Below are 26,922 nucleotides of genomic sequence, written 5' to 3'. Positions count from 1 at the left end.
GCTGGCTCTCATGCGCCGGATGAGGTGTCGTTGGAAGTTCGTGATCCCGCGCGATACATAGGCCAATCGCTCACGGTTGAAGGAAGATCACAATCTCCAGATCGGGTCCAGGTTTGTCGCGCATAGGGTCGTGCGTTGAGCGCGAATGACGCGTCGGACCTCAACAGCATACAAAATTTCGGTAGCCATGTAATATTTAGGTAGATCTTCTTCATTGACTCAGCTGCCGCACGAAGCCGGCAAGTGCTAAGGTGCGGGTGTCCTCTCCCATCCGGCCCGTACCAGTCCCTCCATCAGCGCATCAACTATTGTCGCGGTTGCTTGCGCTTGCCGATAGATAACTGCAGGGTCCCGCGCCATTCGCGGTGACAGGTCGGCCATCTTCTGCAGTGCTCGCTTGGCTCCAGCCTCGTTATTCAACGCGCCTTCGGCGATTGCCACAAAAGACCAACTCATGCCTGAACCATCAGCCGTTGCAGAGACTGCGCTTTGCAGCATGGATTCGTACTCCTTGCGGAGGTAGTGGTCGACCGCGATCAAGTGATAATACCACCCGGGTGGATTTACGGACCGATCGATAGCCCTTTTAAGGAGCGGTATCCCTTCGTCGAAGCGGCCCCTTACAGCCAGTCTCCAGCCCAGTTGGGCCATCGTGTCTGGGTCATTCGGATTCAATTCAAACGCTTTCCTTTGCGCCCGCTCGCTTTCCTCGAACTTCCCCAAATAATGGTAGATGGAACCGAGGGCCTTCAGGGAGGCGATATTGTTTCGGTCGACCGCGTTGGCGTGAAGCGCTGTAGCAAGGCCAAGATTTAACGCCGCCTGGGTGTCTCCATCAGGTGTCCAGCCGAAACGCCCCGCGTCCATTTGCAGCCATCCGAGCATTGCCCATGCTTCGGCGTACGATGGATCTTGTTTGACCGCTTGCTCGAGGCATGCAAGGGACGGTTCGTAAGCTTGGAAAGAAAGTGAACGTCGGTAGGAATAGGCTCGCAGTACGCATTCGTAGCTGGTGATACTCGGGGAAAGGGTCTCCGGCAGTCTGCGGCTGTCTTCGGTTCGGATAATGCCGTAGGGTTGCCCTACGGTCGAAACGACCGCGTCAGCAATTTCGTCCTGCACCCCCAGAAGGAAGCCTCCCGTATAGCTGCGTTCGTATTTTCCGATCCAAACGACCCGCCGCGTACTGACCTCCAGAAGGCGGGCGGTGATGCGCAAGGCATTCGAGCCAGGGGGCAATTGTGCACTACCATCCAACACGTATGTCAGTCCGAGACGGTTCCCGATCTCGATCGGATCCACGGTTGCCTCTTCCACGGCGTCTGGAACATAAAGGCGTAGATCGGGGAAACGGCTCAATCCAGTCAGCACTGCGTCAGCGATGCCCCGCCCGATCACCGACTGTTGCGCCGTGAGGCCGTCGGTAGAGAACGGGAGCACAGTAAGCGCCGGACCTCGAGTGTATGCACGCCCGTTGCTACCGTTCACATACCACAGCACGGAAGATACGCTGAGTACACCGGCTAAGCCGAAAAGTGCGACTGCGAGGAGCCATCCTCTCTTCAATCTCGGCTTAAGTTCAGCGCGCTCGGAGCCGTTATGATGTTCCTGCCGGGGCAGGGTGCCAGGCAACGAGTCTGGCCCGGGCAAAAGGGGTTCCTGCGCCCACTCGATTACCGGTGTGTATTGTCCCTTGGGAACGGTGATCCTAAGAGGATTGTCTCTTCCGGCGGAAACATAGTAAGTGTCTAGGTCATGGCGGAGCCGACGCGCTTCTAGGCGGACAACCGGATCGGTTTGTGGATCAAAGCTCTCGTCCCGACCAAACACGGTGGTGGCTATCGTGTAGCCTTTGAGACCACTGTCGCGGCCTGCCAGAAACTCCTCGACCAAATACTTAAGGAGTTTCCTGCGACGAGGCGTCGATTTGAAACCCGGGCTTTCAAGGATCCGATCGAGTTCGTCGCGCACCTGCTTTTCGATAGGACCCAGAACTATTGCATCGGCCAAGTTCGACGTCATGAGGTTCCTCGCAAGACGCTGCTTGTACACTCACTGCGTTGGGCGATCAGCGCCACCCTCTCCATCTTCACGTTTTAGCGGGCTAAGATAAGTACGTAACTGTAAATTTGCGCAACTGCGCTGACACTTTCTCACTTCGGACGCGGCATCCACCTGTCCCCCGTCGGCGTCAAATCTGAATTCCGGGTGGGTACAATTCTACCTCAGTGCGGGGGGGCTTGACTGAACGGACTGATCGAGCGCATTCGGAAGTTAGTCGGCGCTGATCACTGGCGGTTGGCATCCGGCCGCGCTTGGTGAGATGCGCGGCACGTTCTCGATCCCACGTGCGCCGGCGTCGCTATCAAGCATCGATTGACCCAGATGGTCAGGTCCGACGGTCATTCGCGTCGCTGAAGGCGCGGTAAATGCAGGCGGATCACGGGCAAAGTTGGTGAACGGCTATCGTGCACGCACGCGTATCTCGCAACATGTTCGCACATGTTCGTACCTAGACAAGGCGCGAACGGGGCTGCTCTCTTCCACCGGGCATGGTCTCATTTGGTCAACGTGTGCGTCGCTCTTGAAAATTTCGCCGACCCGCCCTTCACCAGTCTGGCGAACGTCGATCGGCCGCAGGGACCGTGCGGACAACACGGCGTCCGCCGAAGATATTGGAGGCTTGAGATGCGAATAAAAGCCAAGGTTTGCGGCCTGCTGCTTGCAGCAAGTGCGCTGACGACAGCCTTGCCGTCCTACGCCCAGGAGCAACCGACAGAAAAGCCGAACATTCTCGTCATCTTCGGTGACGATATCGGCCAAACAAACCTATCCACCTACAGCTTTGGTCTGATGGGTTATACCACCCCTAACATCGACCGGATCGCAAATGAAGGCTTGAAGTTCACCGACTACTATGCCGAGCAGAGCTGCACGGCGGGCCGTTCGACTTTCCTGACCGGACAGTCCACCTTGCGCACGGGTTTATCGAAGGTTGGCCTTCCAGGCGCGGACGTGGGCCTTCAAGCTTCGGACGTGACGATTGCTTCGGCGCTTAAGGACCAGGGGTATGCGACTGGCCAGTTCGGGAAGAACCATCTTGGCGATCGCGACGAGTTCTTGCCCACGGCGCATGGTTTCGACGAATTCTTCGGCAACCTCTATCATTTGAACGCCGAAGAGGAGCCGGAAAACTTTAACTATCCTCAGGACGCAGAGTTTCGGAAAAAATTCGGGCCGCGCGGTGTGATCAAGGCTTCCGCTGATGGCAAGATCGAAGATACCGGCCCCCTCACGAAAAAGCGCATGGAGACCGTGGATGACGAAACTTCCGCGGCCGCAATTGATTTCATTGATCGCCAGGTGAAAGCCAAGAAGCCGTTCTTCACATGGATGAATACGACGCGTATGCATTTTCGAACTCATGTCCGGCCCGAAAATCGCAGCAAACCTGGTCTGACCGCACTTACTGAGTATGCAGACGGCATGGTTGAGACCGACAAACTCATTGGGAATATTCTCAACAAACTCGATGAACTCGGCGTGGCAGACAACACGATCGTGATCTACACCACTGACAATGGCCCTCATCAAAATTCATGGCCGGACGCCGGCACCACAGCGTTTCGCAGTGAGAAGAATACCAACTGGGAGGGTGCCTTCCGCGTGCCGGCAATGATCCGTTGGCCCGGGCAAATAAAGCCGGGATCAGTTGCCACGGGCATCTTTTCAGGACTGGATTGGTTTCCGACGCTGTTGGCAGCAGCCGGCGATAACGACATCAAGAATCGCTTGCTGAAAGGAGCAACGATCGCCGGCAAACAATACAAGAACCATCTGGATGGCTACAATCAGCTCGACTATCTCACCGGCAAAGCCGACCAGAGCGCGCGCAAGGAGTTCTTCTACTTCAATGACGATGGCGACATGGTCGCCATGCGCTACGAGAACTGGAAGATCGTTTTTGCAGAGCAGCGTGCGACCGGGACACTACGCATTTGGGCGGAGCCTTTCACTCCACTCCGTGTTCCCAAGATTTTCGATCTGCGGGCTGATCCCTATGAACGGGCCGACGTAACGTCGAATACTTACTACGATTGGGTCCTTGATCATGCTTACTTGTTGGTGCCGGCCCAAGCATTGGCTGGCCAGTTTTTGGGGACATTCAAAGATTATCCACCGGCCCAGCGGGCTGCGAGCTTCTCGATCGATCAGATCCAGGAATCTCTGAAGAAGTCGTTCGACTCGATGGCCGCAAACTAACGACAGCCAATACTCCGCGAGTTTAGAGCGCCATCATTTAGGTGGCGCTTTTTCTTTCCTTCGTGCTGGATCCGACGTGAGCGACAAACAGACCCCCGCTGGCAGGGCTGATGGTCCGTCGAAGGGCAGCAAACGCCGCACGCGATGACGTCTGGATCACCACCGGCGCCGAAATCCTCGCGCACTACGAAGCCGAAACCGACGCAGCATAAGGTCTCAACGGTCGCACGCCAAACCCGCGCGAATGGACTTCAACCGATCAATACATGAATGCCGTTCGAAGTCAGATTTGAACGGCTGATCTTTTAGAAGTGCGCGGCGTGGCGCCGTGCCGGATTTGTTTCCGTTTTGTGCCTACAGGATCGCATAATGTATCGAGTGGCACTGGCATGGGGCGCGCGGTGGGCTTGACAAAAGGCCGCCGTTCAAAATATAGGGTAATCGTTAACCCAAGTTAGGTCGTGTAAGAATCATGGCAATCTCGCTTTCTGACATAGCGGAGCGTGCGGGCGTCTCGGTGAAGACAGTCTCCGGCGCATTGCACGGCGGGTCAGCGCGCATGTCGGAGGATACGCGCCAGAAGGTGAAGGTGATCGCCGAGGAACTGGGTTACGTAACCAATCTCGCCGCGCGCGGTGTGCGCCAGGGATGGCTGCCGCTGGTCGGCGTCGTTTCCGACGGGTTGATCACGTCGCCGTTCGCCACCGAGATCGTGCGCGGGCTCGATGGTGCGGCGCGCAGTGCCGGCATGGCGGTGTTTGCGGTCAACCACAGCAGCGGACAGTCGGTCGGGTCGGTGGTCGACGAAGTGCAGCAGTTCCGGCCTCGTGCCGTCGCCTATGCCGCCATGTACCACAAGGACGTCGACCTGCCGCCGGCACTGGCGGGCTCCGTCGGCGTGATGATCAATTGCCGCGAGGCCTCAGGCCGCGTCACGTCACTGGTGCCCGACGAAGAGGGTGGGGCGCGGGAGATCGTGCGTTACCTGCTCGCCTCCGGCCGCCGCCGCATCGCCTTCATCAACCTGCCGGGCATCCTTGCCGGGAAGCTCCGGGAAAAGGGCTTTCGTGCCGCCCTTGACGAGGCAGGCGTCAAACCGATTTCTGTGCTTCCGGCCGTGCGCCGCAGCGTTTACAGCGATCGCGCCCCGAGCCTCGTCGCGTCGCATATCGAGACATTGCTGGCCACCGGTCAGCGACCGGACGCGATCCTGTGCGGCAATGACCGTGTCGCGATGGAAGTCTATGCGGCCCTTGCGCGCGCCGGCCTGCGGATTCCGGACGACATTGCGGTGGCCAGCTTCGATAATCAGGTCGAGTTGGCCTCGCGGCTGGATCCGCCGCTGACGACAATGGCCCTGCCGCACCGCGCGATGGGCCGCCTGGCCATGGAGATCCTGCTCGCAGGGGAGCCTGAGCCGCCGCATCTGCGAAAGCTGCCGTTTCATCTGGTCGAGCGGGCATCGGTCTAGCAACCAACATTCTGTCGAATTGAATAGGAGGAGAAGATCAATGACGACTTATTTGGGTAATCGTTTACTTAGTGCGCTTTTCGCGTCTTCTGCACTCTTGTGGAGTGCGGGTTTCGTCGAGGCGAAATCCGTCATCCATGTGATGCACCAGGGCGATCCGGGTTGGGTGAAAGCCTATGGCGACGTCGCCAAGCGCTTCGAGGAAGCCAATCCCGACATCGACGTCGAGATGATCTACGCGCCGCACGATGCCTATAACGAGAAGTTCAGCGCCGCCGTCATGGCAAAGCAGTTGCCGGACGTGATGGAACTCGACGCGCCATTTCTCGCCAACTACGTCTGGTCGGGCTACCTGCAGCCCATCAAGCCGCTCGTCGACAAGGATGTGCTCGACGACATGACCGGTTCGAACATCGCCCAGGGCACCTATCCGATCGACAAGGACCTCTATGCGATCGGCCTCACGGACTCTTCCGTCGTCCTCTACGGCAACAAGAAGTATCTCGAAGCCATCGGCGCACGCATTCCGAAATCCGTCGACGATGCCTGGACGCGCGAGGAATTTGAAGGCTATCTCGAAAAGCTCTCCAAGCTTGAAGGCGTGAAGTGGCCGATCGACACGTTCCGCGGATACGGCATCAAAACCGAGTGGATCACCTATGCCTACGGACCGCTGCTTGAAAGTGCAGGCTGCGACCTGATCGATCGCAAGGCCTGGAAGGCGAGCGGTACGCTCGACAGTGAAGCCTGCGTCAAGGCGCTGACGATGATGCAGACCTGGGTGAAAAACGGCTGGGTCGTTCCCACCTCGTCTGGCACCAACCAGTTCTATGCAGAAGGCCAGCCGGCAGCGCTTGCCATGGGTGGGCACTGGTTCTACGCGGAAGCCGCCGCTGCGATGAAGGACAATATCGTCGTCATGCCGCTGCCGAAGATCGGCGACAAGGGCGTCAGCCCGAACGGCACCTGGATCTGGGGCATCTCCGCGAGCTCCGAAAATCCTGAAGCCGCCGGAAAATTCCTGAGCTTCCTTCTGAAGGACAAGGACTACCGCGACTATGCCAAGACCCAGTCGGCCTATCCTGGCCTGAAGAGTTTCGCCGCTGAATCCCCGCTCTACGCGGACGGCGGGCCGCTCGCCGTCGCCTTCGAGCAGGCCTCGAAGACCGCCGTCGCCCGTCCGCCGCACCCGGCCTATCCGACGATCACCTCGGCCTTCATGCAGGCGGTCGACAAGATCTTCAACGGCGGCGACGCGCAGGAGGCGCTGACGGCTGCCGCGAAGAAGATTGACCAGGATATCGAGGACAACGCCGGTTATCCGCCGTTCGACGAGCAGCAATAGGCGAAAAGCGCAGGGCCGTCCCGCTGGCCGGACCTGCGCCATCTCGGGAGGATGAGCGATGAGGAGGAGACCATGACCTTGCAACAGACGTCCGCGACCGCGCTGCCGCGCCCCGCCAGGCGGCGCGACCGGCAGCGGTTCTGGCAGGAGGTCGCGATGATCGCACCGGCCGTGCTGCTGCTCGCCGTCTTCCTGATCACGCCGTTTCTTCTGTCTTTCTGGACGGCGATGACCAATCAGCCGCTGGTGCCGCGTCCGACGCCGGTGCGTTTTGTCGGCCCCTTGAATTTCCAGCGGGTGTTCAGCGATCCGCTGTTCTGGACGTCGCTCTGGAACGTCACGCGCTTCACGGTGTGGGTGCTGCCGGTCCAGTGCGGCCTTGCGTTCGTGACAGCGCTTTTGCTGCACCAGAAGCTGCCGATGCAGAACCTTCTGCGCGGCATGTTCTTCCTGCCGGCGATCACCTCGATGGTTGTCGTCTGCGTGATCTGGGGCACGCTCTTTCAGTATCCGAGCGGCCCACTCAACCAGATCGTCGGTTTCCTCTCCGGTGGCATGATCCAGCCGATCGACTGGCTCGGCGATCCCGACTGGGCGATGTTCTCGATCGTGTTGCTCTCGGCCTGGCAGGCCTATGGCTTCCAGATGATTATCTACCTCGCCGGCCTGCAGGGCATTCCGGAGGAGCTTTACGATGCGGCCCGCATCGATGGCGCAAGCGCGCTTCGCCGCTTCTGGCATGTCACCATGCCGGGCCTGCGTCCGACCCACGTCTTCGTGCTGGTCATCACGACGATCCAGGCCTTCAAGCTTTACACGCAGGTCGCGATCCTCACCCAGGGCGGACCGAAGGAGAGCACGGAGACCGTGGTGCACTACATGGTGCGAGCAGGCTTCGAGGAACAGAAGCTCGGATATGCATCCGCCGTCTCCGTCATTCTCTTCGTCATCGTTCTTCTGATCGCGCTTCTCCAGCGCAAACTCCTGAGGCGCTTCGATGTCTGATCTCGTTCTCAGCCAGCCGGCTGCGCTGGCGATCCCCCGCGGCAACGGCAAGACCGGCCTGCGTATCGTCCAGACCGTCTGCATCTTCATCATCGCGCTTGTGATGATCTCGCCGCTCTTCATGCTGCTGATCGCCAGCCTCAAGGATGACCGCTTCCGCATCCTTGCCGACATGGGCAGCTTCCGCGCCTTCTGGGTCGCCGACCCGACCCTGTCGAACTACCGCGAGATCGCCAATTTTTCCGGCGAACTTGCCTATGGTCGCTATCTCATCAACTCGCTGGTGATCCTCGTCGTCACCGTCGTGTCCGGGCTGATCATCAATTCCATGGCCGGCTTCGTGCTCGCCTGGGGGACGCTTCGCGGCAAAGCGATCCTGCTTGCCCTCGTGGTCGCGCTCTACGTCATCCCGCAGGAAAGCATCATCATGCCGCTCGTCGTGATGATGTCGCGAGCGGGACTGACGGATACGTTCGCCGTACAGATCCTGCCATGGGTGGCTAGCCCGCTCTATGTCTTCCTGTTCTACCAGTTCTTCGCGCAACTGCCGAAGGAGCTCTACGAAGCGGCGGAGATGGACGGGGCGTCGGCGTTTCGCATCTACCGGTCGATCTACATGCCGCTCAGCCTGCCGGCGCTTGCGACAGTCTCGATCCTGATGGGGATCGAGAGCTGGAACCAGTATCTCTGGCCGACGCTCGTCACCCAGACCGATTATGCCCGGCCGATCTCGGTCGCGATCGCCACTTTCTTCGGACAGGACAGCATTTACTGGGACCGCGCCATGGCCGCATCCGTTCTGATGATGATCCCCGTCCTCATTCTCTACCTCGCCTTCCAGCGCTGGTTCGTAAGTTCGTTCGTCGGCTCCGCCGTGAAAGGTTGACTATGACTTCGCAGACAAAACCCGCGAGCCCCGTGCTTGAAATCGTCGAGGCCGAACTGCCCGCCGGAACCGTGCTGCATCTCTGGCTGAAGGCGCGCGAGATCGGCGCCGAGGCCAAACTGTCGGTCGCCGTAGACCGCAGTGAGATTGCCGGTCCGTCCACGCGCCGCGCCGGGGAGTTCGAATTCTTCGCGGTCACGCTCGGGACGGGTGGTCGCACGGTGCTTGCCTATGATGCGGAAACAACCGCGCTCTCCATCGCCTATGCGTTCCACCCGCGGACGGTTGTGGAGGAGGGGATCCGCGTCCTCCATCGCGACGTCCGCACGGCGCCGCCCGAGATTGCCCACGGCTACCACTTCCGCCCGCCCTTCGGCTGGATGAACGACCCGAACGGCTTCGGCCGGTTCAAGGGCCTTGGCCATCTCTTCTATCAGCACTATCCGCATGGGCTGCGCTGGAATACCATGCACTGGGGCCATGCGGTCTCCAAGGACTTGATCCGCTGGACGCATCTGCCGATGTTCCTGTTTCCGCCGGATCACCTGTCGCAAAAGGACGATGGCCGGGGCGGCGCCTTCTCCGGCTCGGCCATCCCCGTCTCCGGACCGGACGGAGATGGCATCCGGGTCTTCTACACCGAACATGTCCGCGACCGGCAACCGGAAGAGCAGATCCAGCTCTCGGCCGTCAGCCGTGACGGCATCGTCGCCGGCCCGTCCGAGGTGATCCTGCCCGTTCGTCCGAAAGGCCTGAATCTCACCACTGATTTCCGCGATCCCTATGTGTTCAAGGGCCCGGATGGCCGGTGGAAGATGCTGCTTGGCAGCCGCGACCGATCGGGCGGTGTCGTCCTGCTTTACGAGACGGCGGATCTGCAGGGGGCCACGGGCTGGACCTTCCTCGGCATCATCCATCGCGAGGACGGTTTCGGCATGACCGCGGCGGAGTGCCCCTGCATGGTGCCGGTGGGCGGCAAGGCGGATGATCCGGAGACCCGCTGGGCTCTGATCTTTGGCCTGCTCACAAGCCGTGACCCGGCCACCGGCCGGCGCAACCTCACATCCGTCACCGTCGGGCGTTTCGACGGCCGGGCGTTCACGGTCGAATTCGAACAGGAACTGGATTTCGGCTCCGACGCCTACGCCCTCCAGGCCTTCGTCGACGGCGACGAGCCGGTCGGCATCGCCTGGCTTGCCAACTGGACGGATTTTTCCAAGAAGGACGATTTCCCGACGGCGATGACCCTGCCGCGTCGCGTGCTCCTCGACGGCGACGCCGTGTTGACGCCGCCGGTCGCGGCCGTCGAAAGCCTGCGCCACCGGCTGCTCGATGAAACGGCACTTGCTGCCGGCGAAACGGTTCCCCTGGAAGGTGGCGCAGTTGAGATCGTGCTTGCACTGCCCGAGGCTGGCGCGGCCTTCGAGCTCGCGCTCGATCACCCAGATATCACGCTGGGTGTCAGGCTCGACGGCGACGGTCTTGCAATCCTCTTCGATGCCGGTACCGGCAAGCCGCCACCGCGATATCTGGCATCCGGCGCCAGGCCTGCGCAGCTGCGCATCTTCCTCGATGCGGGCTCAATCGAGGTCTTCGCCGACAACGGCCGCTGGACAGGCACCAAGCGCATCCCGGGATTTGCCGCCGCGCGCTCGGCAAGGCTGATGGGCGCGGTCACGGGCGCAAAAATCTGGCAGCTCAAACTTTGAGGGAGGAAAGACAATGGCATCGGTAGCGATCGATCGCGTTCTGAAACAATACGGCGCGGCTTCCGTCATCCACGGTGTCTCCGTGGATATCGAAGACGGAGAATTCGTCACGCTCGTCGGACCTTCCGGCTGCGGCAAGTCCACGCTTTTGCGCATGCTGGCGGGGCTCGAAGACATCAGCGGCGGCGAAATCCGCATCGACGGCCGGGTCGTCAACGAGGTGGCGCCAAAGGAGCGGGACATCGCCATGGTGTTCCAGAGCTATGCGCTCTACCCGCACATGACGGTCGCTGAGAACATGGGCTTCGCCCTCAAACTCCAGGGCCGCGACAAGGCGACGATCGAGAAGCTGGTGAAGGAGGCCGCCGGCATTCTCGCGCTCGAGCCGCTGCTTGACCGCCTGCCGAAACAGCTCTCCGGCGGCCAGCGCCAGCGTGTTGCCATGGGCCGCGCCATCGTCCGCCACCCGAAGGTGTTCCTGTTCGACGAACCGCTGTCCAATCTCGACGCCAAGCTGCGCGTGACCATGCGCAGCGAGATCAAGGAACTACACCAGCGGCTTGGCACCACCATTGTCTATGTCACCCACGACCAGATCGAAGCGATGACCATGGCCGACAAGATCGTGGTCATGCGCGCCGGCCGGATCGAACAGATCGGCAAGCCGCTCGACCTCTACGACCGGCCGGACAACACCTTCGTCGCCACCTTCATCGGCTCGCCGTCGATGAACCTCTTTGAGGGCAATGTCGGCGATGGCGGCTTTCGCATTGACGGTGGCGTTTCCCTGCCCCTTCCATCGTCATTGGGCAACGGTGAAGCTCGCACCTACGGCATCCGCCCGGAGGACCTCGACCTCGCGGATACGGGCATCCCGGCAACCGTCCTGACCGTCGAGCCAACGGGTGCAGAAACGCATCTTTCGGTCCGCGTCGGCACGCAGACAGCGGGGATCGTGCTGCACCGGCGGGTGGAACTGAAGCCCGACCAGCAGATCCAACTTTCACCGAAAAACCAGAAAATCCATTTGTTCTCCGCGGAAGGCAAACGGATCAACTGATCATTTGGCCCCCAGACGTGGGTCGCCAATTCGAATCTTTTCAAGGGGTTCCCGGGCAGTCCGCGGCTTTGTCCGCTGTTGGAATTCTTTCAAGGCGAACCTTGACGCACCAGAGCGGTTCACTGATAATCAAGGTGAACCAAGGAAAGTCAGGTCCTATGACAGCTGCATTTACCGTGCGTGTGAAAGATGAAACCGCGAGCAAGTTGGATCAACTCGCTGAGAAGCTGGATCGGTCCCGCTCTTATATGGCTGCCGAAGCCATCGAAGCTTTCGTTGAGCAACAGGAATGGCAGCTTGCCGAGATTGAAGCGGGGTTGGCCGAGGCGGACCGGGGTGAGTTCGCCAGCGATGAAGATGTCGCGAAAGTAGTCGGGAAGTACGTCAAGTCTGCCCGCCAATCATGAGTGGGAAGCGTATTCGCTGGACGCTGCGGGCGTTGCGGCGACTTGATGAGATCGGCGCGTATATCGAGAAAGACGATCCAGATGCGGCCGCTCGGGTCGTGGCGCGGATTGTCGCTGCCGTGGATGCCTTGGCGGAGTACCCTGCCAGTGGGCGCCCTGGTCGTATCAAGAGCACGCGCGAGCTCGTGCTGGCCGACATTCCATACATCATTCCCTACCGCGTAAGTCGCGACGTTGAGATCCTCACCGTCATGCACGCCCACCAGCAATGGCCGCGAGTTCTCTAGTCGACCAACAAAAAACGTGTCGGCGAGGATGAGCGATCATCGCATCAGCCTGCCCAGGCGACGTAACGCGTTCCCAGCTGCGTCGTTTGGCGGGAAGTCCATGTTTTCGACAGATATGACGATTGTGTCACGTTTGTTCCCGTTGTGTGCGTTCAGTATCGCATAATGTATCGACTGGATCGCATCGCGGGGTCGATCGAGACCGGGGGGGAAGGTGCGGGCATGGATTATCTGATCTGCCTCGAAGACCGCAAACTTCGACAAGAGTGAACCCGTCGTTGCGGGGGGCGATCGTGGAGCCGGTCAGGCCCGTCCTTGGGAGAACGGGCCTGAACCATCCGTCAGAAGTCCATTCCCGGGCCGGCCGGTAGTACTGGCGCGACGTCCTTCTTCGGCTTCTCTGCGATCATCGCTTCGGTCGTAACCAGAAGGCCAGCGACGGAGGCAGCATCCTGTAGCGCTGTGCGCACGACCTTGGCCGGGTCTATGACGCCCTGGGCATAGAGATCACCATATTCGCCGGTCTGAGCGTTCCACCCGTAGGAGAAGTCCGTCTTTTCGCGCAGCTTGCCGACGATGATGGAGCCTTCGGCGCCAGCATTTTCGGCGATCTGCCGAACCGGTGCTTCCACGGCGCGCCGGACGATCTCGATGCCGACCTTTTGATCTGGATTGGCCGAAGGGAGATTGTCGAGCGCCCTGACGGCCCTGAGCAGCGCGACGCCGCCGCCCGGAAGAATGCCTTCTTCCACCGCGGCCCGGGTAGCATGCAGCGCATCATCGACGCGGTCCTTCTTTTCCTTCACCTCCACCTCTGTCGAGCCGCCGACACGAACGACCGCAACGCCACCAGCGAGCTTGGCAAGTCGTTCCTGCAGCTTCTCGCGATCGTAGTCGGATGTGGTTTCCTCGATCTGTGCGCGGATTTGTGCGACACGGCCATCGATATCGGCCTTGGCGCCGACGCCGTCGATGATCGTGGTGTTCTCCTTCTCGATCGCGACCTTCTTTGCCCGGCCGAGCATATCGAGGGTGACATTCTCGAGTTTGATACCGACGTCGTCGGACACAACCGTGCCGCCGGTGAGAATGGCAATGTCCTCCAGCATGGCCTTGCGGCGATCGCCGAAGCCCGGAGCTTTGACCGCTGCGATCTTCAGGCCGCCGCGCAGCTTGTTGACGACCAGGGTTGCAAGCGCTTCGCCTTCGACATCTTCTGCGATGATCAGCAACGGCTTGCTTGACTGCACGACCGCTTCGAGAACTGGCAGCATGGCCTGAAGGTTGGAAAGCTTCTTCTCGTGGATGAGGATATAGGGATCGTCAAACTCGGTCCGCATCTTGTCGGCATTGGTCACGAAATACGGGCTGAGATAGCCGCGGTCGAACTGCATGCCTTCGACGACTTCGAGTTCGGTTTCCGCAGTCTTGGCCTCTTCGACAGTGATAACGCCTTCATTGCCGACCTTTTGCATCGCCTCGGCGAGATATCGGCCGATCTCCTCGTCGCCGTTGGCCGAGATGGTGCCGACCTGGGCAATCTCGGAGTTGTTGGAGATCTTTCGCGCGTTGGTCTTCAGTTCATTCACGATCGCATCAACGGCAAGATCGATGCCCCGCTTCAGGTCCATCGGGTTCATGCCCGAGGCAACCGCCTTGGCACCTTCCTTGACGATCGCTTGGGCAAGCACGGTGGCCGTGGTCGTCCCGTCACCGGCGAGATCGTTGGTTTTGGAGGCGACTTCGCGCAGCATCTGCGCGCCCATGTTTTCGAACTTGTCTTCAAGCTCGATTTCCTTGGCAACTGACACCCCATCCTTGGTTATGCGCGGGGCGCCAAAAGACTTGTCGATGACGACATTGCGCCCCTTTGGGCCGAGCGTCACCTTGACGGCATTGGCAAGAACATCGACCCCACGCAGCATGCGTTCACGGGCATCGGTATGGAACTTGACTTCTTTCGCAGCCATTTTTTCTAACTCCTCAATAGGCAGCTATTTGACTAATGGACTTCGTAGGCTGGCTCAGGCTGCCTGCTTGCTCTCAACCTGGGCTTCGAGGACACCGAGGACTTCGCTTTCTTTCATGATCAGCAGATCCTCCCCGTCGATCTTGATCTCGGTGCCTGACCACTTGCCGAATAGGATGCGGTCGCCGGCCTTGACGTCGAGCGCCTGTATCTGGCCCGCTTCGTTGCGCGCGCCAGCGCCGACAGCAACGACTTCGCCCTCCTGCGGTTTCTCTTTCGCCGTATCGGGAATGATGATCCCGCCGCTGGTTTTCTCTTTCGAGCCAACCCGGCGGACGAGAATACGGTCATGCAGCGGTCGGAAAGTCATGTTTTCCTCCATGGACAAACAGGTATGACGTTGTTCCCCATCACCGGACCGGATGACCAGTCCGGACGGGTGCAAAACCTCGTTTGAGCATCTTGCGCGAAATCATCTGGTTTTGCGGTTTTTGGATTTCAAGAGGGCGCCCCAAAAAAACAGCACTCGCTTCTCATGGCTGCTAACACGCTGTAAAGGAACAACAAAGTCCTCGTCGCGTTTAGATTTCCCATTGATGACCGCGAACAATTGCGCCACCTTGGCGCTTGTTGAGAAACGGAGATGAAGCATGCGATTTTCATCGGATTTCGAGCGTCAAATAAACGGCTATGGATTGACCACCGCGCATATCCTTTACCGCATTCCCGATTTCGAATCCGTTTTGCAGACCTTTGTCTGGCAGAACTACGATCTCGCTCCTGACTTTCCGGAAATGCAGAAGTTCCTCGATTTCTGGCAAGCCAATCTCGATGGCCCCCTTCATTCTGTACGGTATTCCCATCAACGTCTGATTGGTCCCAATGAATGGCGCCGCGTGGATGGCGAGTTCAGGGTGAATTGAGACGCTTCCCTGAAAGGAGCCGGGTCCGCACAGGGGCTGCGCCCTAGGGGTGGTTGAGGGCTTTGTAAATTTTTTCTTCCGGCCCCTTGAAACCAAACTTGTGCCTAACCAAATCGCTTGCCGCCAGCCGCTGAATGAGGGCTGGACTTGCTGGAAGCGCCGTCTTTCGGCGCTTCCGTTCCCATGTTGCTCTAGGAGGATATGGTTATGGCAACAACTTACGACTACGCACCGCTTTTCCGTTCGACCGTGGGGTTCGACCGACTCTTCAATCTGCTCGAAACCCAGCGCGCGCGTTCGATCAGCGATTGGCCCCCCTACGACATCGCCAAGACCGGAGATGATAGCTATCGGATCTCGATTGCGGTTGCCGGCTTTACCCGCGACGATCTCGACATCACGTTTCAAACCAATCTTCTGACAGTCGTCGGCAAGAAGCAGGAACCCTCTTCCGATGCGTATCTGCATCGCGGGATCGCCGGTCGACCGTTCGAGCACCGGTTCGAGCTTGCGGACCACGTGCGGGTGACAGGCGCTGATCTGACCAACGGTCTCCTGGAGATCGACCTGGTGCGGGAAATCCCGGAAGAGATGAAACCGCGCAAAATCGCGATCGAAAGCGCTGCGGCGGCTGAACGGTCACAGGCGCCGATGCAAATCGAGGCATCGAATGCCGCATGACTTATCCCAATAGACTGGGCGCCGGTCCTTAAGGCGCCCATCGACATCGCGGGTTGGAAAGGAGAGCACGATGAAACCCGATATGTTCGAGCGGCCAGTTGGCATCCTTGTGGGTCTCGGTTTTCCCGTAGAAATCCGGTCAGTGATGGACGCTTACCGTCTCCTCGTAGAGTGGCGGCACTCTTCGGGGGACGCGGCCCATTCGATGGCGCTTAAGGCCTGTCTGGCTGCATTGCGCGGCGAGGTTGAAGCAGAGACTGTGCGGGGCCTCTTCGTCGCCTTCGCCGAAAGACACCATCTGCTGGCACCAGTAATGGACACGAGCGGACGATTTGCGCCGCCGACTTTTCAGATCGGCACTGCTCCTCGCACAAGCGTTGGAGCGTCTTCGTTTGGCATCAATGCGAAGGGAGATCACCATGCTTAATCCCGAACTGCTGCTCATGGCACCCATCTCGGTTGAGATGAAGGACGGTACACGACAGGTCTTTGCATCTGTCAACGACGTCCTCGACTTCCTGGAAGGCGAATGGACGATTTATCGAGGTCGGAAGTATAGCCAGGCGGTGCAAACCTGTCGTCGCGCGCTTAATCGAATGACGCCGGTTGCCATCGCCCGCGAAGCGTTCGTTGAGGCCTGCCGAGACGCCGGAATGCCTACCGATGCCGAGCGACCCCTGGGCGCCAGACCTGATGCTGGTGGCCACCATTCCCCCATCTAGAATGGCGAAGGTCATGACTCCTGAAGCGCCAGCCCGAGACGATGTCATCCAGCATTGCCTCGTCGCTGGCGCACCTCATGCTCGACATGGAGCCTCGAGATGGAACAGCTTACCATGAAACTCCTCACCGATCGCGTGATCGAGATCATTCGCCCTGCGCCCGAAAAACGGGAAGCGCGGAGCACTGCGATGTGTCTGTGTTGTCATAAAAAGTTCCCAGCCTCACGCATGGACGTCGACGGCTGTGGCATTTGCGAGGAATGCCTCGCGCCTTAGTGGGCCGGTGGGCGATCACCATGTTGAATCTGTCCTGGCGTTCTTCGTTCGTAGAGGCCCCGCCCGTCCGAACGGAAGCGCCCTTCGGAGTAGAGCGGCTCCGACGTTGGTCGAGGGAGGAGGGTCTTTCTGCATATCAGTCGCGTTGACGAGCTCAGACAACCAAAGCTCATTGATCTCGTCGCTCAGTAGGCGACGCAGTGACACGCGCAATTTCTTCAGCAATGATATCGCCGACGTGGCCTGTACACTGCTTGTTCCGGTTTCGTGCGTCTACAATCGCATAATGTATCGACTGGGACGGCCTACCATGCTCATTGCGGGCGCACGGCCTCAGTTCACACCGACAGTTTCGGGTCGCGAAGCAAGGTTCGAGAAACTTAGCTTCGGTACGGCATCCGATCAATCGCTGCGATTTGCAGCGACGCTGCTGTAGGTCCGAGGTAGAGACAAATTGAAGAGATTGCTCGACATCTTGTCGTCTCGAACCCTTACATATCTTGTTGGCGCATGCGCGATGATCGCGAGTTGGGCAGCCTACGTCGAGCTGTCGGGCGTTCCTGCCTACCTCGTGCCGAGTCCGGTCACCGTCGCTTTGGCGATTCTAACGGATTGGCACCTCTTGGGGCCGGCGCTCCTTGTGACCGTGCAAACGACTTTGACTGCGCTCACCCTTGCGATCGTCGGGGGCGGAGGCGCGGCCGTGGTGCTGGCGCAGTCGCGATGGCTCGAGAGATTGCTGTCGCCTGTCCTGGTCACCTTGCAGGTCACGCCCATTGTCGCCGTAGCGCCATTGATCCTGATCTACGCGCCGACACCCTGGATCGCGCAGTTGACATGCGCATTCCTCGTCACCTTCTTTCCCGTCATGCTGAACACGCTGCAAGGCTTGAAGGGGGCCGATCGAAACCATGCGGATCTGCTGAAAACGTACAGTGCGTCCGGCTTGCAGACCCTCGTTCACCTGAAGCTGCCATCGGCATTGCCTAGCTTTTTTTCAGGTCTCAAGATCGCAGGCGGCCTTGCCCTGGTGGCGGCCGTTGTCGGCGAATTTGCGGCCGGGCAGGCCGGTGATAACGCGGGCCTGGCCTTTCGGCTGCTGGAAGCGCAATACCGCCTGAACATGCCGCGGCTTTTTGCATGTCTCGTCCTGCTCGCCCTGCTCGGCGTCGCGATATTTAGCCTCACGTCCCTGCTTTCGAAACTCGCGCTGCGTCGTTGGCACGAGAGCGAGCAGTCTTGATGGTTTCGCGCCGGAAGCGACGCCATATTGGTGGATGTCTGAAGGCTAATCTTTGAGCGACATGCCGACGCGCTTGCAGGAAAAGCGCGTATCGAAGGCCCTGGTGTGGTCCGTATCGGGCTTCAGCAGTTTCACTTTCACCAATTCGTCGAACAAGTCTTTGTAGCGTTCGCCAGTCAGGCAGCCGATGCCTTTGTCGAGCGCATCGCCGGAATCGACGATCCCATATTGCTTCATCTTGTTGATGGCGTAGTCGATCTGGCCGTCGCTCATTTCGGGATTTTCTTTTTTGATCAGCGCGTTTGCCGCTCCGTTGTCCCGGTAGATATAGCTGTACCATCCCTCTATCGAGGCATCGACAAACCGTTGGACGAGGTCAGGCCTCATGTCGACCAGGCTCTGCTGCACGGTGATCATCGTCGCATAAGGCTTGTATCCGCTGTCGGCGAGCAGGAAGATCTTCGGTTCCTTGCCTGTTTGTCTTTGGATTTCGTAAGGCTCTGCGGTGATCAATCCCTGCTGCGCCGATCCTTTGTCGGCAAGAAACGGGGCGGGACTGAAATTGTAGGGCTTGAACTGCTCGTCGCGGAAGCCCGAGAAATTCGCCTTCATCCACTCGAAATACGCGCCAAATCCGCCATGCGTCATGTAGATGGTTTCGAGGCTTGCAAGATCCGCGAACTCTTCAATGCCGGCGTTGGGATGAGCAAGAATGACCTGAGCGTTCTTTTGATAGAAGGCGGCCACATCGACGAGGGGAATGCCCTGCTCGAGCCCGACGAGTTGTTCCTGCTGGGTGCCGAGATAAAAGTCGAGCTTGCCGGTCAGAAGGAGCGCGCGATTGTGGGTGCCGGGGCCACCCTGCAGGATTTCTACGTCGAGGCCATATTTCGCATAGGTGCCGTCGGCGAGCGCCTGGTAGAACCCGCCATGATCTGCCTCGGCCAGCCAGTCCGTGCCGAAGCGGACCTTGTCGAGGGCGTGTGCAGACACGGGGGCGGAAATCGTCCAGATCGTCAGCACGGCGGCAAGTGCCGTCGTGCTGGAGTGGGCAGGCGCGTTCATTGGAATTCCTGATGCGGCGGGTATGCGAAGCGAACGCGCGGGTTGTATGGCAAAACAGGCCGCCAAAGAAAGCCGGATCCAGCGTGAGCGATGTTACCGGAACAGTTGCAGGATGTTTCCGGCATCGGAGTTCGCTATCTGAAGGGATTGAATGGCAAGCTGCTCTTGCGCCTGCAGCGCCTTCAGCCGTGTCGAGGCTTCGTTCATGTCGGCATCGACCAGGCGGCCAACGCCCTTGTCGATGCTATCCATGAGGGTCTGAGCAAAGTTCTCCTGCATGTCGATGCGGGTCTTGAGCGCGCCGAGCGTTGCGCCGGCATCGATCACGTCGGCGGTCACCACCTCGAGATAGCCGATGTAGACGTCCAGCTTCTGCGGATTGGCGACGATGTCGATGTCCAGGACGTTTTGCTCGGCAAGCGGCTCGATGTTGACCGAGATGCCGGTAAAGCCGATGGATGTTCTGGCACCGGACAGGCGATCGACGGTCTTGTCCGAACGGACGGAGATCGCCGAGGAACCCGTTGCCTCGATGATGACGTCCGGCCAGTCGGCGCTGATCAACGATCGCAGCAGGGTGACCATTTCGTCAGAGGTCTCGACCTTGCCGTTTGTCTTTCCAAGCAATTGATTGACATGGGTACGGTTGAAGCCGTGATCCGTGGCCGGCGCACCATTGACGCCGAAGCTGAAGCTGAGTTCCACGCCATCAAGATTGTCGCCGTCCTTGTGGACCTCGAAGGGCGTAAATAAGAGCGACATGCCGGATCCGCGCGTGCCGTAATGCAGGGAATTGGACATGCCGCCTGACCCGACATTGCTGACGAAGTTGCTGATTTCGACAGATGATCCGTTCAGCCCCGAATTTTCCTGCGTCTGGATGCCTATCTTGTTGATGATCGGATTGCCGTTGTTGTCGACATAGGTAGTGGCGGAAGCTCCGGAATTCGCTTGTGACAGCGCATGGTTCAACAATGACGCATATTGCGTGTAGCTGGAGATCACGCCGTTCGCGGCGGGAAACAAGGTGTCGACCATCGTGCGATCGATGACGATTTGCATGGTCTTGCCGGGATGGTGCGGGGCGTCCACATCGGCAGGGTTGTCGGCGTCAACGGTGATGTCGAAGCTGATTGTGTCGCCCGCGCCAACGCTCAGCGGGCCGGTAAAGTTGAAGTCCTTTACGGCGCGCACGCCAATTACTGTGTTGGTCGTATCCATGTGGATGATGCCCTGAGCATCCATGTAGGTGTCGTAGTTTCTGATCCCGCCAAGCGTGAGCATCTTGCGCGTATCGGCCTGCAAGAGGCCACCACTACTCTTGTTGAACAGCGCAATTTCCGACAAATGAAAGTCTGTCTTGCCAATCGTGACGCCGTCCTTTGACCGAATGAAGGACGAGGTGAGCGACACTTTGTTCAGGTCGCTGTCGTTGATGTTGGCGATGTCCGTGTCGAGCCAATTCACGCCGTTGAAGCTCGCCGACTGTGAGACGCTGACGATCTGGCCCTTCAGTTGATCAAGCTCCGCCTGGATCTTCGCGGCATCGACGCCCGGCTCCTTGGCCGCGATGAGCTTGCTCTTGAATTCCGACAGGACGTCGATCACCGCCTCGATCGCCGTATAAGCAACGTCGACCTTCGCGGCGCCAAGGCCGAGCGCATCCGCGACGGCTGAAATCGCCTTGTTGTCCGAGCGCATGGTAGTCGATATCGACCAATAGGCCGCGTTGTCGGAGGCGGTCTCAACCCGAAGCCCCGAACTCACTTGCTGCTGGGTTTCGGCCATGCCTGTGCCGATCGTCCGCAACGTCTGGAGCGCGGCCATTGCCGCCGTATTTGTCAAAATGCTGGTCACGTTAAAAGCCCCGTGGATATGGGCCAGCCCCCGGACTTCGATGAAGACCGGCACGAAAAGGCTAGCGAGATGGGACACTTTCAACGGTTAACCACAAGGGTGCCCGCCATAATGGCGAGACCGTCCCCTGAGAACGAGGCAGTTCGATGCTCAGGGCAGCTCGGATGACGTCAATGGCAACAACCACACCGGGCATTTGATTAACGTTTTGCGCTGGAAATGGTTAACAAAAGGTTAACGGCATTGTTGGGGCCGCGACGGAGCACGTTGCAAGGCGGATGACGGCGACCTGCGGTGTAGCGCGCATCGTCCGCTTGTCAGCGTGACGGTTCGTCTGAGCGGGGGAGCTGCGCAAGGACAGTCGCGACCAAATCGAACTCCGGCTCAAATCCGCCGAGAAGCTCTGCCAATGCCTTTGACATTTCGTCCGCGTCGCGAATGTCATTCAAATCGATGGTGTTTCTTCGAAGAAACCGCGAGTAGAGACGCCCCTTGTCGGATGCGCCGGCGGGAAACTCGATCCGGACCAAATCTTTCCCGGACGCGGCGGCCTTGATCGCGTCGATCATGGTCTTGCGGACCTTATGATCTGCAATCGGGCCGACTTCCGCATTCAGTTTGAGATGCCCCGTGATGCCATCATCTCCGGTGCGTAGCTCGGCCCAGACGATCAACGGATAGCCTGCCCACCAGTTTTTGCAGCCCCGCCATTTGCCCGGCGTCTGGTTCAACGCCCGCTGCCATTCGGCGGGCAGAAAGCTCACGTGGCTCTGGGTGAGCTGAAAATAGACAAAATCACGGCTCCCAATCCGGACTGTTGAATCGCGCTGAGCATTGTCACCGAACAGCCGGTGAACGGCGAGCTCGAAGCTCGGGCCGGAACCCTGTTCCCTGACGAGGTCCAGTACCTTTTTATGATCCCTGTAAAGCTGGCGTGCCAAGGATTGAATATCGGAGCGTTTGTTGTTCAATTGGCCTGGTACCTCACACAGTGGAAGGAGATGGCCGAGACGCACTGCGCTCGGCGCAATCGTCTTCGTCGCACAAAATCGACCGGAACTGCAACTTCCGTGCGAAACTCTTCGTCGGCGGTCGGCGTATCACTCCCGCCGCACGGCAGGAAGGCAACGGATCAATTAGAAGTGTCGGCCCGGCGGGTGGTGGCCCGGCGCAACGCCTAACTGCCAGTGGGCGCCAGTCGGTGTTCGGCACCCCTTATTTATAGAAAGAGCGCGGTCTGCATACGTTCGGGATTTGTGCGGCTGGGATCGCATAATGTATCGACTGGAATGCTATGGTTGGCGGAATCGAGAAGGAGTGGCTGTTGAGCGAGGCGGGATGCACTTCTCATTTCTCGATGGTGGCTTCCACCGGTAGGGTGAAAACGAAAGTTGAGCCCTGGGGTTCGTTCTTTTCTGCCCACAGGCGTCCGCCGTGAGATTCGACGATCGAACGGCAAATCGCCAATCCCATGCCCATGCCGTCGTTCTTCGTGGTGAAGAACGGTTCGAATATCCTGTCGGGGTTTTGGACTCCTGCGCCCCGATCGCTCACGGCGATCCGGATCGCGTCTTCGATACGCGTGGCGTGCAGGCTGACCACGCGCAGATCCGCTGTGGATGTCATCGCTTCTATACCGTTTCGGATCAGGTTGACCAGTATCTGCTGAAGTTGCACGCGATCCACCGCCACCTGGGGAAGGTCGCCTTCAACGTCAACCTGGATTTGAACGCGGCGCCGCATGCCTTCCTCGGCCAGAAGGCTGCGTACCTCGGCAATGACGCTGTCCACCGTGGTGCTCATCCCGGGCTCAGCGGACCGCGAGAACAACGCACGAATGCGGCTGACGACGTCTGCGGCGGCATTTGCGTCGCGCGTGATGCGCTCCACCGTCCTTTGCGCTCGTTCAAGGTTCGGCGGTTCAACAGAAAGCCAGCGTTGGCATGCATGCGAATTTGTCACGATCGCTGCCAACGGCTGGTTCACCTCGTGGGCGATCGAGGCGGAAAGCTCGGCGAGGCTGGCGGCTTGAGACGCACGTGCGAGACCATCGCGCGCAGCCCGCAAATCTTCCTGGGCCCTAACTTCGCTGTCGATGTCGATGCAAATGACGTTCCACTGGACGATCAGCCCCTCTGCGTCCCTCATGGGCGCTGCCCGGGTTTCCACCCAGCGATATTCTCCGTCCGACCGGCGAAGTCGATGCTTCTGCGCATAGGGCGTGCCGGTGGACAAGGCATGGCCGCAGTTCTCGTGGACCTGAGGCATATCGTCGGGATGGACGGCAGCACCAAGCGCACGCGACGGTCGTGCTTCTCCCAAGGCGTCCGGTGCTTCCAGCTGGTATCCCAGATACTCGCAAAGCTGCTCGCTGCGGTAGACGGGGTCACCGTTCGGGTCGGTGCATTCCACCATCGCAGGCAAGGTTTCGATGAGTTGTCGAAGCGAGCGCTCGCGCTCGCGCAAGACCTGTTCGACACGGAGCTGATCGTCGATGTCGTGACAGATGCCGAACCATTGCAGGATCTGGCCGCCGGCGTCCCGCAAGGGCGCGCCTCGGCCCGACATCCAGCGATAGACGCCGTCGGCACGGCGCAGGCGGTAGGTCCAGGAGAAGCTCTCGCCGGTGACGAAAGCCTTCTTGAGAGTGGCATCCATCTTTGCTGCATCATCCGGGTGAAGCGCGGCCGTGATCGCAGAGGCGAGAGCACTATCGGATCCCTGATAGTCCTTCACGTCATGCCCCAGGAACTCAATCAGGCTCTTGCTGAAGAACACCGGTTCACCATCCGTGTTTAGCCGCCAGAGTGGGCTGGGCACCATGTCGACCAACTGCGAGAGTTCGCGTTCTCGATCAAAGAGCTGTTGCTGGACACGCACCTCGTCGTCGACATCGATGGCAACGGCATACCATTGCACGATCGTTCCGTTTTGATCGCGCAGCGGCTCGCAGCGCCCTTCCACCCAGCGGTACGTCCCGTCGGCGCGCAGCATGCGATATCTGTTGGAGAAGGGTGCGCCGGCGGTGAAGCCGTGCGTGGCGTTTTCCCTGACGGATGCGATATCGTCCGGATGGACGACAGCACGCATCATTTGGCCGGCCCGGGCCATGCCCGGCTTGGCGATGGCGTCGGATCCGAGGAAATCCACGAGCCGCTTGTTCAGGAAGCTCAGTTCGCCGCCAGCAGTTTGACGGGCTATGAAGGCTGGCACCATGTCGACCAGCAGAGACAGCTCCCGCTCGCGTTCGTGCAATGCGTTTTGCGCCCGCATCTGATCGTCGATATCAAGCGAAACGCCATACCACTCCTCGATCTCTCCGTCCTGATTGCGGCGGGGTTCGACCCGGCATTCCACCCAGCGATACCCGCTTTCAATTTCGAGCCAACGAAAACGTAAGGTTGCGCTGCTACCGGTTTTAAAGCACCTTTGCAGCGTGTCCCCGACGGCCACAGCGTCGTCCGGATGGATCAGCTTCTGAAGCAGGCTTTCGATGCTCTTCTCCCCGTGCGCTTCGAAACTTGCGACAACAGAGCGGAAGCGGTCTCTGAACTGTTTGTTGAAGTAGACCGAGCCGGTCGATGGCGTCGCGCTCCAGATGCGGACCGGCACTGCGTCGATCATCAGCTGAAGCTGCCTCTGACTGCGGCGCAATGCGTCCTCGGCGTGCGTCAGGTCATCGATGTCATGGCACATACCGTACCATTGGACGATTTTCCCGGCGTGATCCCGCATGGGCTCTGCTCGGCTCGACATCCAACGAAAGAGGCCGTCGGCTCGGCGCAGGCGATACCGCATGGCAAAGGCTTCGCCGGTTTCGAGGCTATGTCGAAGCTGGTCGACGAACGCGTCCGCCTCGGCGGGATGCACGGAGGCTTCGACCATGGCTGCCAACCGGGATTGCCCCGGTTTGTCCGTGTCACAGATGTCGAGGCCAAGAAAGTCGACCATGCGCTTGTTGAAGAAGGTCGGCTCGCCATCAGGCGTCAAGCGCCAGACGTGACTCGGCACCATGTTGACAAGCTGCAGCAACTCCTGTTCCCGTTCGCGCAGTGCAGCCTGCGCGCTCACGGCGTCCTCTATGTCGACGGAAACGCCATACCATTGCAGAATCGTTCCGGCTTCGTCACGCAAGGGCGCTGCCCGGCTCTCGACCCACCGGTGCGGGCCATCTGCGCGTCGCTGACGGTACCTTCCTGCAAAGGTCGAACCCGCCTCGAACGCCCGCTTCAGCGACTCGTCGATTGCCGTGCGGTCATCCGGGTGAATGTCTGTCAGGGATCGCTTGCCGTTGGCGGCAACCAGATCCGTCAACGTCAGCCCCGTCGTGTCGGTGGCCCACTTGTTGAGGTAGCTCGGCGTTCCGTCAGGCGTAGCGCTCCAGATCAGAGCCGGAACGGCGTCGATCAAGCGTTGCAGCCGCTGTTCGCTTTGACGAGCGGCGAGCAGCGCCAGCTGGTGCTGTCTGGAAATCGCCGCGACGACGAGCGCCGAGAAGGCGGAAATCACGAGGAAGATCTGCAGCATGACCTGCTGTTGCCGTTGCGATCCGGCGTCAACGATGAACTGGCTGTCTCCGGATATCGTCAGCGCCATCGTCATCAGCGTCAGGAGCGTCAAGGCGACTGCGGCGCCTCGAAATTCGAAACGTGCGGAAGCCCATAGCAGGAACGGCAAGATGATGTAGGGGGAGGGGAGGAAGCGAGCGCTCAAGGAAAGGGCTGCAACGCCCAGGAAGATGAAACAGAGAACAGCGGCCTCCGTCCAGTGTGCCACCGACAGCCCGGTTTCTCCGCGCCAGGAGTGGACGAGGACCAGCACGAGTGGCGCGACCAATAGGATGCCGGTTGCATCCCCAATCCAGAATAGCGGCCATACCGACGCGAATGTCTGCGACTTCACGCCGAACCAGGCAAGGGTTGCGCTTCCGACGGTTGCGCTTGCGAGCGGGGCCACTCCGGCGCCCAAAACGACGAAAGCGAGGACCTGCTGGAGGGTTTCCAGCCGGACGGGACGACCAGTGGCGCTGCTGACCAGCATGGCACCGGCGGATGCGCAGAGCGCGTTGCCGACGAAGATCAAGAAACCTGCCGGGAGCGGGCTGTGAAACCACACGAGCTGGGCAAACATCTCGGCAAGGCAGCCGCTGATGATCCACCATGGCCAACTGTAGGGAGACGTGAGGATGAGTGTGGCCATGAACACGCCGCCGGGAGGCCAGATCGAGACGGTGATGCCCGGGACGATAGCAAGCACATTCGCGAATCCGCAGCCCAGCACGTAGGCGGCGAAGAACGCGACCAGATGCAAGAGCTGCGGTCGGCTTGATCGGAACCGACGCCATTGGGATGCCTGCTCGACCGACGGTCTCTCGGTGAGCGCGCGCAGCAGCGCGCTTCCCGCAGTCTCTGGCGACGTTCCCTCGAGCCCTTGCGCCGGATGATTGACGGTCTCTGAATGGCTGTCGCCAATTGCTCTATACGCTGATTCCATCGGCTGCTCCGATCGGACAGAGAAAGCCTGGGCATAGTCGGCCCCACCAATGCACTATCAACGAAGTCTGGCGGGGCAAACCAACCATCCCCTTAACCTACCGCAATCACGGTCACGCTGCAGCCTATGGAAGTCTATGAGTGGCGTGCTGACAGGCGAGGCCAGGCGCTACGCTTCGCCTATGCTGAAGTACAGCTTAGAATATACCGCTCAGTTGTCATAGATTTCCATAGGATGCAGGCGAGACGCGGCGAGAATAG

The 26,922-nt window shown here is 59.6% G+C and carries 21 protein-coding genes; 14 read left to right on the top strand and 7 right to left on the bottom strand.

The genetic code is table 11. The annotated features are described in order from the left end of the window. Positions 1–246: 246 nt before the first annotated feature. Entirely contained in the window at positions 247–2,022 is a 1,776-nt protein-coding gene (locus M2267_RS13095) for a tetratricopeptide repeat protein (protein WP_429114904.1), read from the bottom strand. 666 nt (positions 2,023–2,688) lie between these two features. Between M2267_RS13095 and M2267_RS13090 the strand changes: the two genes are divergently transcribed. The 9 genes from M2267_RS13090 to M2267_RS13050 all read left to right on the top strand — a co-directional run bounded on the left by M2267_RS13090 (position 2,689) and on the right by M2267_RS13050 (position 12,433). Beyond that, positions 2,689–4,263, top strand: coding sequence for an arylsulfatase (locus M2267_RS13090; RefSeq protein WP_429114903.1), 1,575 nt, complete (start codon positions 2,689–2,691; stop codon positions 4,261–4,263). Positions 4,264–4,735: 472 nt separating this feature from the next. Next, a complete protein-coding gene (locus M2267_RS13085) occupies positions 4,736–5,734 on the top strand; it encodes a LacI family DNA-binding transcriptional regulator (RefSeq protein WP_429114902.1) in 999 nt (332 codons plus the stop codon). 40 nt (positions 5,735–5,774) lie between these two features. Then, positions 5,775–7,079, top strand: coding sequence for an ABC transporter substrate-binding protein (locus M2267_RS13080; protein WP_429114901.1), 1,305 nt, complete (start codon positions 5,775–5,777; stop codon positions 7,077–7,079). Positions 7,080–7,151: 72 nt separating this feature from the next. After that, positions 7,152–8,084: a carbohydrate ABC transporter permease gene (locus M2267_RS13075; protein WP_429114900.1), complete on the top strand. Its 933-nt coding sequence runs from the start codon at positions 7,152–7,154 to the stop codon at positions 8,082–8,084. Then, entirely contained in the window at positions 8,077–8,970 is an 894-nt protein-coding gene (locus M2267_RS13070; protein ID WP_429114899.1) for a carbohydrate ABC transporter permease, read from the top strand. Before M2267_RS13075 ends, M2267_RS13070 begins: the two co-directional genes overlap by 8 nt. Positions 8,971–8,972: 2 nt before the next feature. Continuing rightward, the gene (locus M2267_RS13065; RefSeq protein ID WP_429114898.1) at positions 8,973–10,679 is read left to right on the top strand and encodes a GH32 C-terminal domain-containing protein; all 1,707 of its coding nucleotides are present in this window, start codon (positions 8,973–8,975) and stop codon (positions 10,677–10,679) included. 13 nt (positions 10,680–10,692) lie between these two features. Further along, on the top strand, positions 10,693–11,739 hold the full coding sequence (locus tag M2267_RS13060) for an ABC transporter ATP-binding protein (RefSeq protein ID WP_429114897.1): 1,047 nt from the start codon (positions 10,693–10,695) through the stop codon (positions 11,737–11,739). 158 nt (positions 11,740–11,897) lie between these two features. Next, a complete protein-coding gene (locus M2267_RS13055) occupies positions 11,898–12,146 on the top strand; it encodes a CopG family ribbon-helix-helix protein (RefSeq protein WP_183928836.1) in 249 nt (82 codons plus the stop codon). Then, positions 12,143–12,433, top strand: a complete 291-nt coding sequence (locus M2267_RS13050) for a type II toxin-antitoxin system RelE/ParE family toxin (RefSeq protein WP_429114896.1) — start codon at positions 12,143–12,145, stop codon at positions 12,431–12,433. The genes M2267_RS13055 and M2267_RS13050 overlap by 4 nt, the downstream gene beginning before the upstream one ends. A 341-nt stretch (positions 12,434–12,774) precedes the next feature. Here M2267_RS13050 and groL read toward each other — a convergent pair whose 3' ends face one another. Together groL and M2267_RS13040 are read right to left on the bottom strand one after the other, a co-directional pair. Continuing rightward, entirely contained in the window at positions 12,775–14,403 is a 1,629-nt protein-coding gene (gene groL / locus M2267_RS13045; protein WP_429114895.1) for a chaperonin GroEL, read from the bottom strand. 54 nt (positions 14,404–14,457) lie between these two features. Further along, positions 14,458–14,772 (bottom strand): co-chaperone GroES, encoded by a 315-nt coding sequence (locus M2267_RS13040; RefSeq protein WP_429114894.1) that lies wholly within the window; start codon positions 14,770–14,772, stop codon positions 14,458–14,460. A 280-nt stretch (positions 14,773–15,052) separates the two neighbouring features. On the opposite strand from M2267_RS13040, the gene M2267_RS13035 reads away from it, so the two are divergent. The 5 genes from M2267_RS13035 to M2267_RS13015 all read left to right on the top strand — a co-directional run bounded on the left by M2267_RS13035 (position 15,053) and on the right by M2267_RS13015 (position 18,247). Next, entirely contained in the window at positions 15,053–15,325 is a 273-nt protein-coding gene (locus tag M2267_RS13035) for an usg protein (protein WP_429114893.1), read from the top strand. Between the two features lie 207 nt (positions 15,326–15,532). Continuing rightward, positions 15,533–16,006, top strand: a complete 474-nt coding sequence (locus tag M2267_RS13030; protein ID WP_429114892.1) for an Hsp20 family protein — start codon at positions 15,533–15,535, stop codon at positions 16,004–16,006. A 70-nt stretch (positions 16,007–16,076) separates the two neighbouring features. Then, positions 16,077–16,433, top strand: coding sequence for a DUF982 domain-containing protein (locus M2267_RS13025; RefSeq protein WP_429114891.1), 357 nt, complete (start codon positions 16,077–16,079; stop codon positions 16,431–16,433). Then, on the top strand, positions 16,426–16,728 hold the full coding sequence (locus tag M2267_RS13020) for a DUF982 domain-containing protein (RefSeq protein ID WP_429114890.1): 303 nt from the start codon (positions 16,426–16,428) through the stop codon (positions 16,726–16,728). The genes M2267_RS13025 and M2267_RS13020 overlap by 8 nt, the downstream gene beginning before the upstream one ends. Positions 16,729–17,467: 739 nt before the next feature. Further along, positions 17,468–18,247, top strand: a complete 780-nt coding sequence (locus M2267_RS13015; RefSeq protein WP_429115112.1) for an ABC transporter permease — start codon at positions 17,468–17,470, stop codon at positions 18,245–18,247. A gap of 45 nt (positions 18,248–18,292) precedes the next feature. Here M2267_RS13015 and M2267_RS13010 read toward each other — a convergent pair whose 3' ends face one another. The 4 genes from M2267_RS13010 to M2267_RS12995 all read right to left on the bottom strand — a co-directional run bounded on the left by M2267_RS13010 (position 18,293) and on the right by M2267_RS12995 (position 26,662). Next, positions 18,293–19,312 (bottom strand): ABC transporter substrate-binding protein, encoded by a 1,020-nt coding sequence (locus M2267_RS13010; protein ID WP_429115111.1) that lies wholly within the window; start codon positions 19,310–19,312, stop codon positions 18,293–18,295. Between the two features lie 93 nt (positions 19,313–19,405). After that, a complete protein-coding gene (locus tag M2267_RS13005; RefSeq protein WP_429115110.1) occupies positions 19,406–21,169 on the bottom strand; it encodes a flagellin in 1,764 nt (587 codons plus the stop codon). A 317-nt stretch (positions 21,170–21,486) separates the two neighbouring features. Further along, positions 21,487–22,140, bottom strand: coding sequence for a hypothetical protein (locus tag M2267_RS13000; RefSeq protein WP_429114889.1), 654 nt, complete (start codon positions 22,138–22,140; stop codon positions 21,487–21,489). 376 nt (positions 22,141–22,516) lie between these two features. Then, positions 22,517–26,662 carry a PAS domain-containing protein gene (locus M2267_RS12995; RefSeq protein ID WP_429114888.1) on the bottom strand — a complete coding sequence of 1,382 codons (4,146 nt, stop codon included), beginning with the start codon at positions 26,660–26,662 and terminating at the stop codon, positions 22,517–22,519. Between the last annotated feature and the right edge of the window lie 260 nt (positions 26,663–26,922).

The organism is Ensifer sp. KUDG1, assembly GCF_050434285.1.
GTDB lineage: Bacteria > Pseudomonadota > Alphaproteobacteria > Rhizobiales > Rhizobiaceae > Ensifer.
This window is presented reverse-complemented; position numbering and strand designations above follow the sequence as displayed.

Excerpts from the sequence above, each read along its gene's own strand:
- M2267_RS13095 (WP_429114904.1), bottom strand. The coding sequence starts at position 2,022 with ATGACGTCGAACTTGGCCGATGCAATAGTTCTGGGTCCTATCGAAAAG.
- M2267_RS13090 (WP_429114903.1), top strand. The coding sequence starts at position 2,689 with ATGCGAATAAAAGCCAAGGTTTGCGGCCTGCTGCTTGCAGCAAGTGCG.
- M2267_RS13085 (WP_429114902.1), top strand. The coding sequence starts at position 4,736 with ATGGCAATCTCGCTTTCTGACATAGCGGAGCGTGCGGGCGTCTCGGTG.
- M2267_RS13080 (WP_429114901.1), top strand. The coding sequence starts at position 5,775 with ATGACGACTTATTTGGGTAATCGTTTACTTAGTGCGCTTTTCGCGTCT.
- M2267_RS13075 (WP_429114900.1), top strand. The coding sequence starts at position 7,152 with ATGACCTTGCAACAGACGTCCGCGACCGCGCTGCCGCGCCCCGCCAGG.
- M2267_RS13070 (WP_429114899.1), top strand. The coding sequence starts at position 8,077 with ATGTCTGATCTCGTTCTCAGCCAGCCGGCTGCGCTGGCGATCCCCCGC.
- M2267_RS13065 (WP_429114898.1), top strand. The coding sequence starts at position 8,973 with ATGACTTCGCAGACAAAACCCGCGAGCCCCGTGCTTGAAATCGTCGAG.
- M2267_RS13060 (WP_429114897.1), top strand. The coding sequence starts at position 10,693 with ATGGCATCGGTAGCGATCGATCGCGTTCTGAAACAATACGGCGCGGCT.
- M2267_RS13055 (WP_183928836.1), top strand. The coding sequence starts at position 11,898 with ATGACAGCTGCATTTACCGTGCGTGTGAAAGATGAAACCGCGAGCAAG.
- M2267_RS13050 (WP_429114896.1), top strand. The coding sequence starts at position 12,143 with ATGAGTGGGAAGCGTATTCGCTGGACGCTGCGGGCGTTGCGGCGACTT.
- groL (WP_429114895.1), bottom strand. The coding sequence starts at position 14,403 with ATGGCTGCGAAAGAAGTCAAGTTCCATACCGATGCCCGTGAACGCATG.
- M2267_RS13040 (WP_429114894.1), bottom strand. The coding sequence starts at position 14,772 with ATGACTTTCCGACCGCTGCATGACCGTATTCTCGTCCGCCGGGTTGGC.
- M2267_RS13035 (WP_429114893.1), top strand. The coding sequence starts at position 15,053 with ATGCGATTTTCATCGGATTTCGAGCGTCAAATAAACGGCTATGGATTG.
- M2267_RS13030 (WP_429114892.1), top strand. The coding sequence starts at position 15,533 with ATGGCAACAACTTACGACTACGCACCGCTTTTCCGTTCGACCGTGGGG.
- M2267_RS13025 (WP_429114891.1), top strand. The coding sequence starts at position 16,077 with ATGAAACCCGATATGTTCGAGCGGCCAGTTGGCATCCTTGTGGGTCTC.
- M2267_RS13020 (WP_429114890.1), top strand. The coding sequence starts at position 16,426 with ATGCTTAATCCCGAACTGCTGCTCATGGCACCCATCTCGGTTGAGATG.
- M2267_RS13010 (WP_429115111.1), bottom strand. The coding sequence starts at position 19,312 with ATGAACGCGCCTGCCCACTCCAGCACGACGGCACTTGCCGCCGTGCTG.
- M2267_RS12995 (WP_429114888.1), bottom strand. The coding sequence starts at position 26,662 with ATGGAATCAGCGTATAGAGCAATTGGCGACAGCCATTCAGAGACCGTC.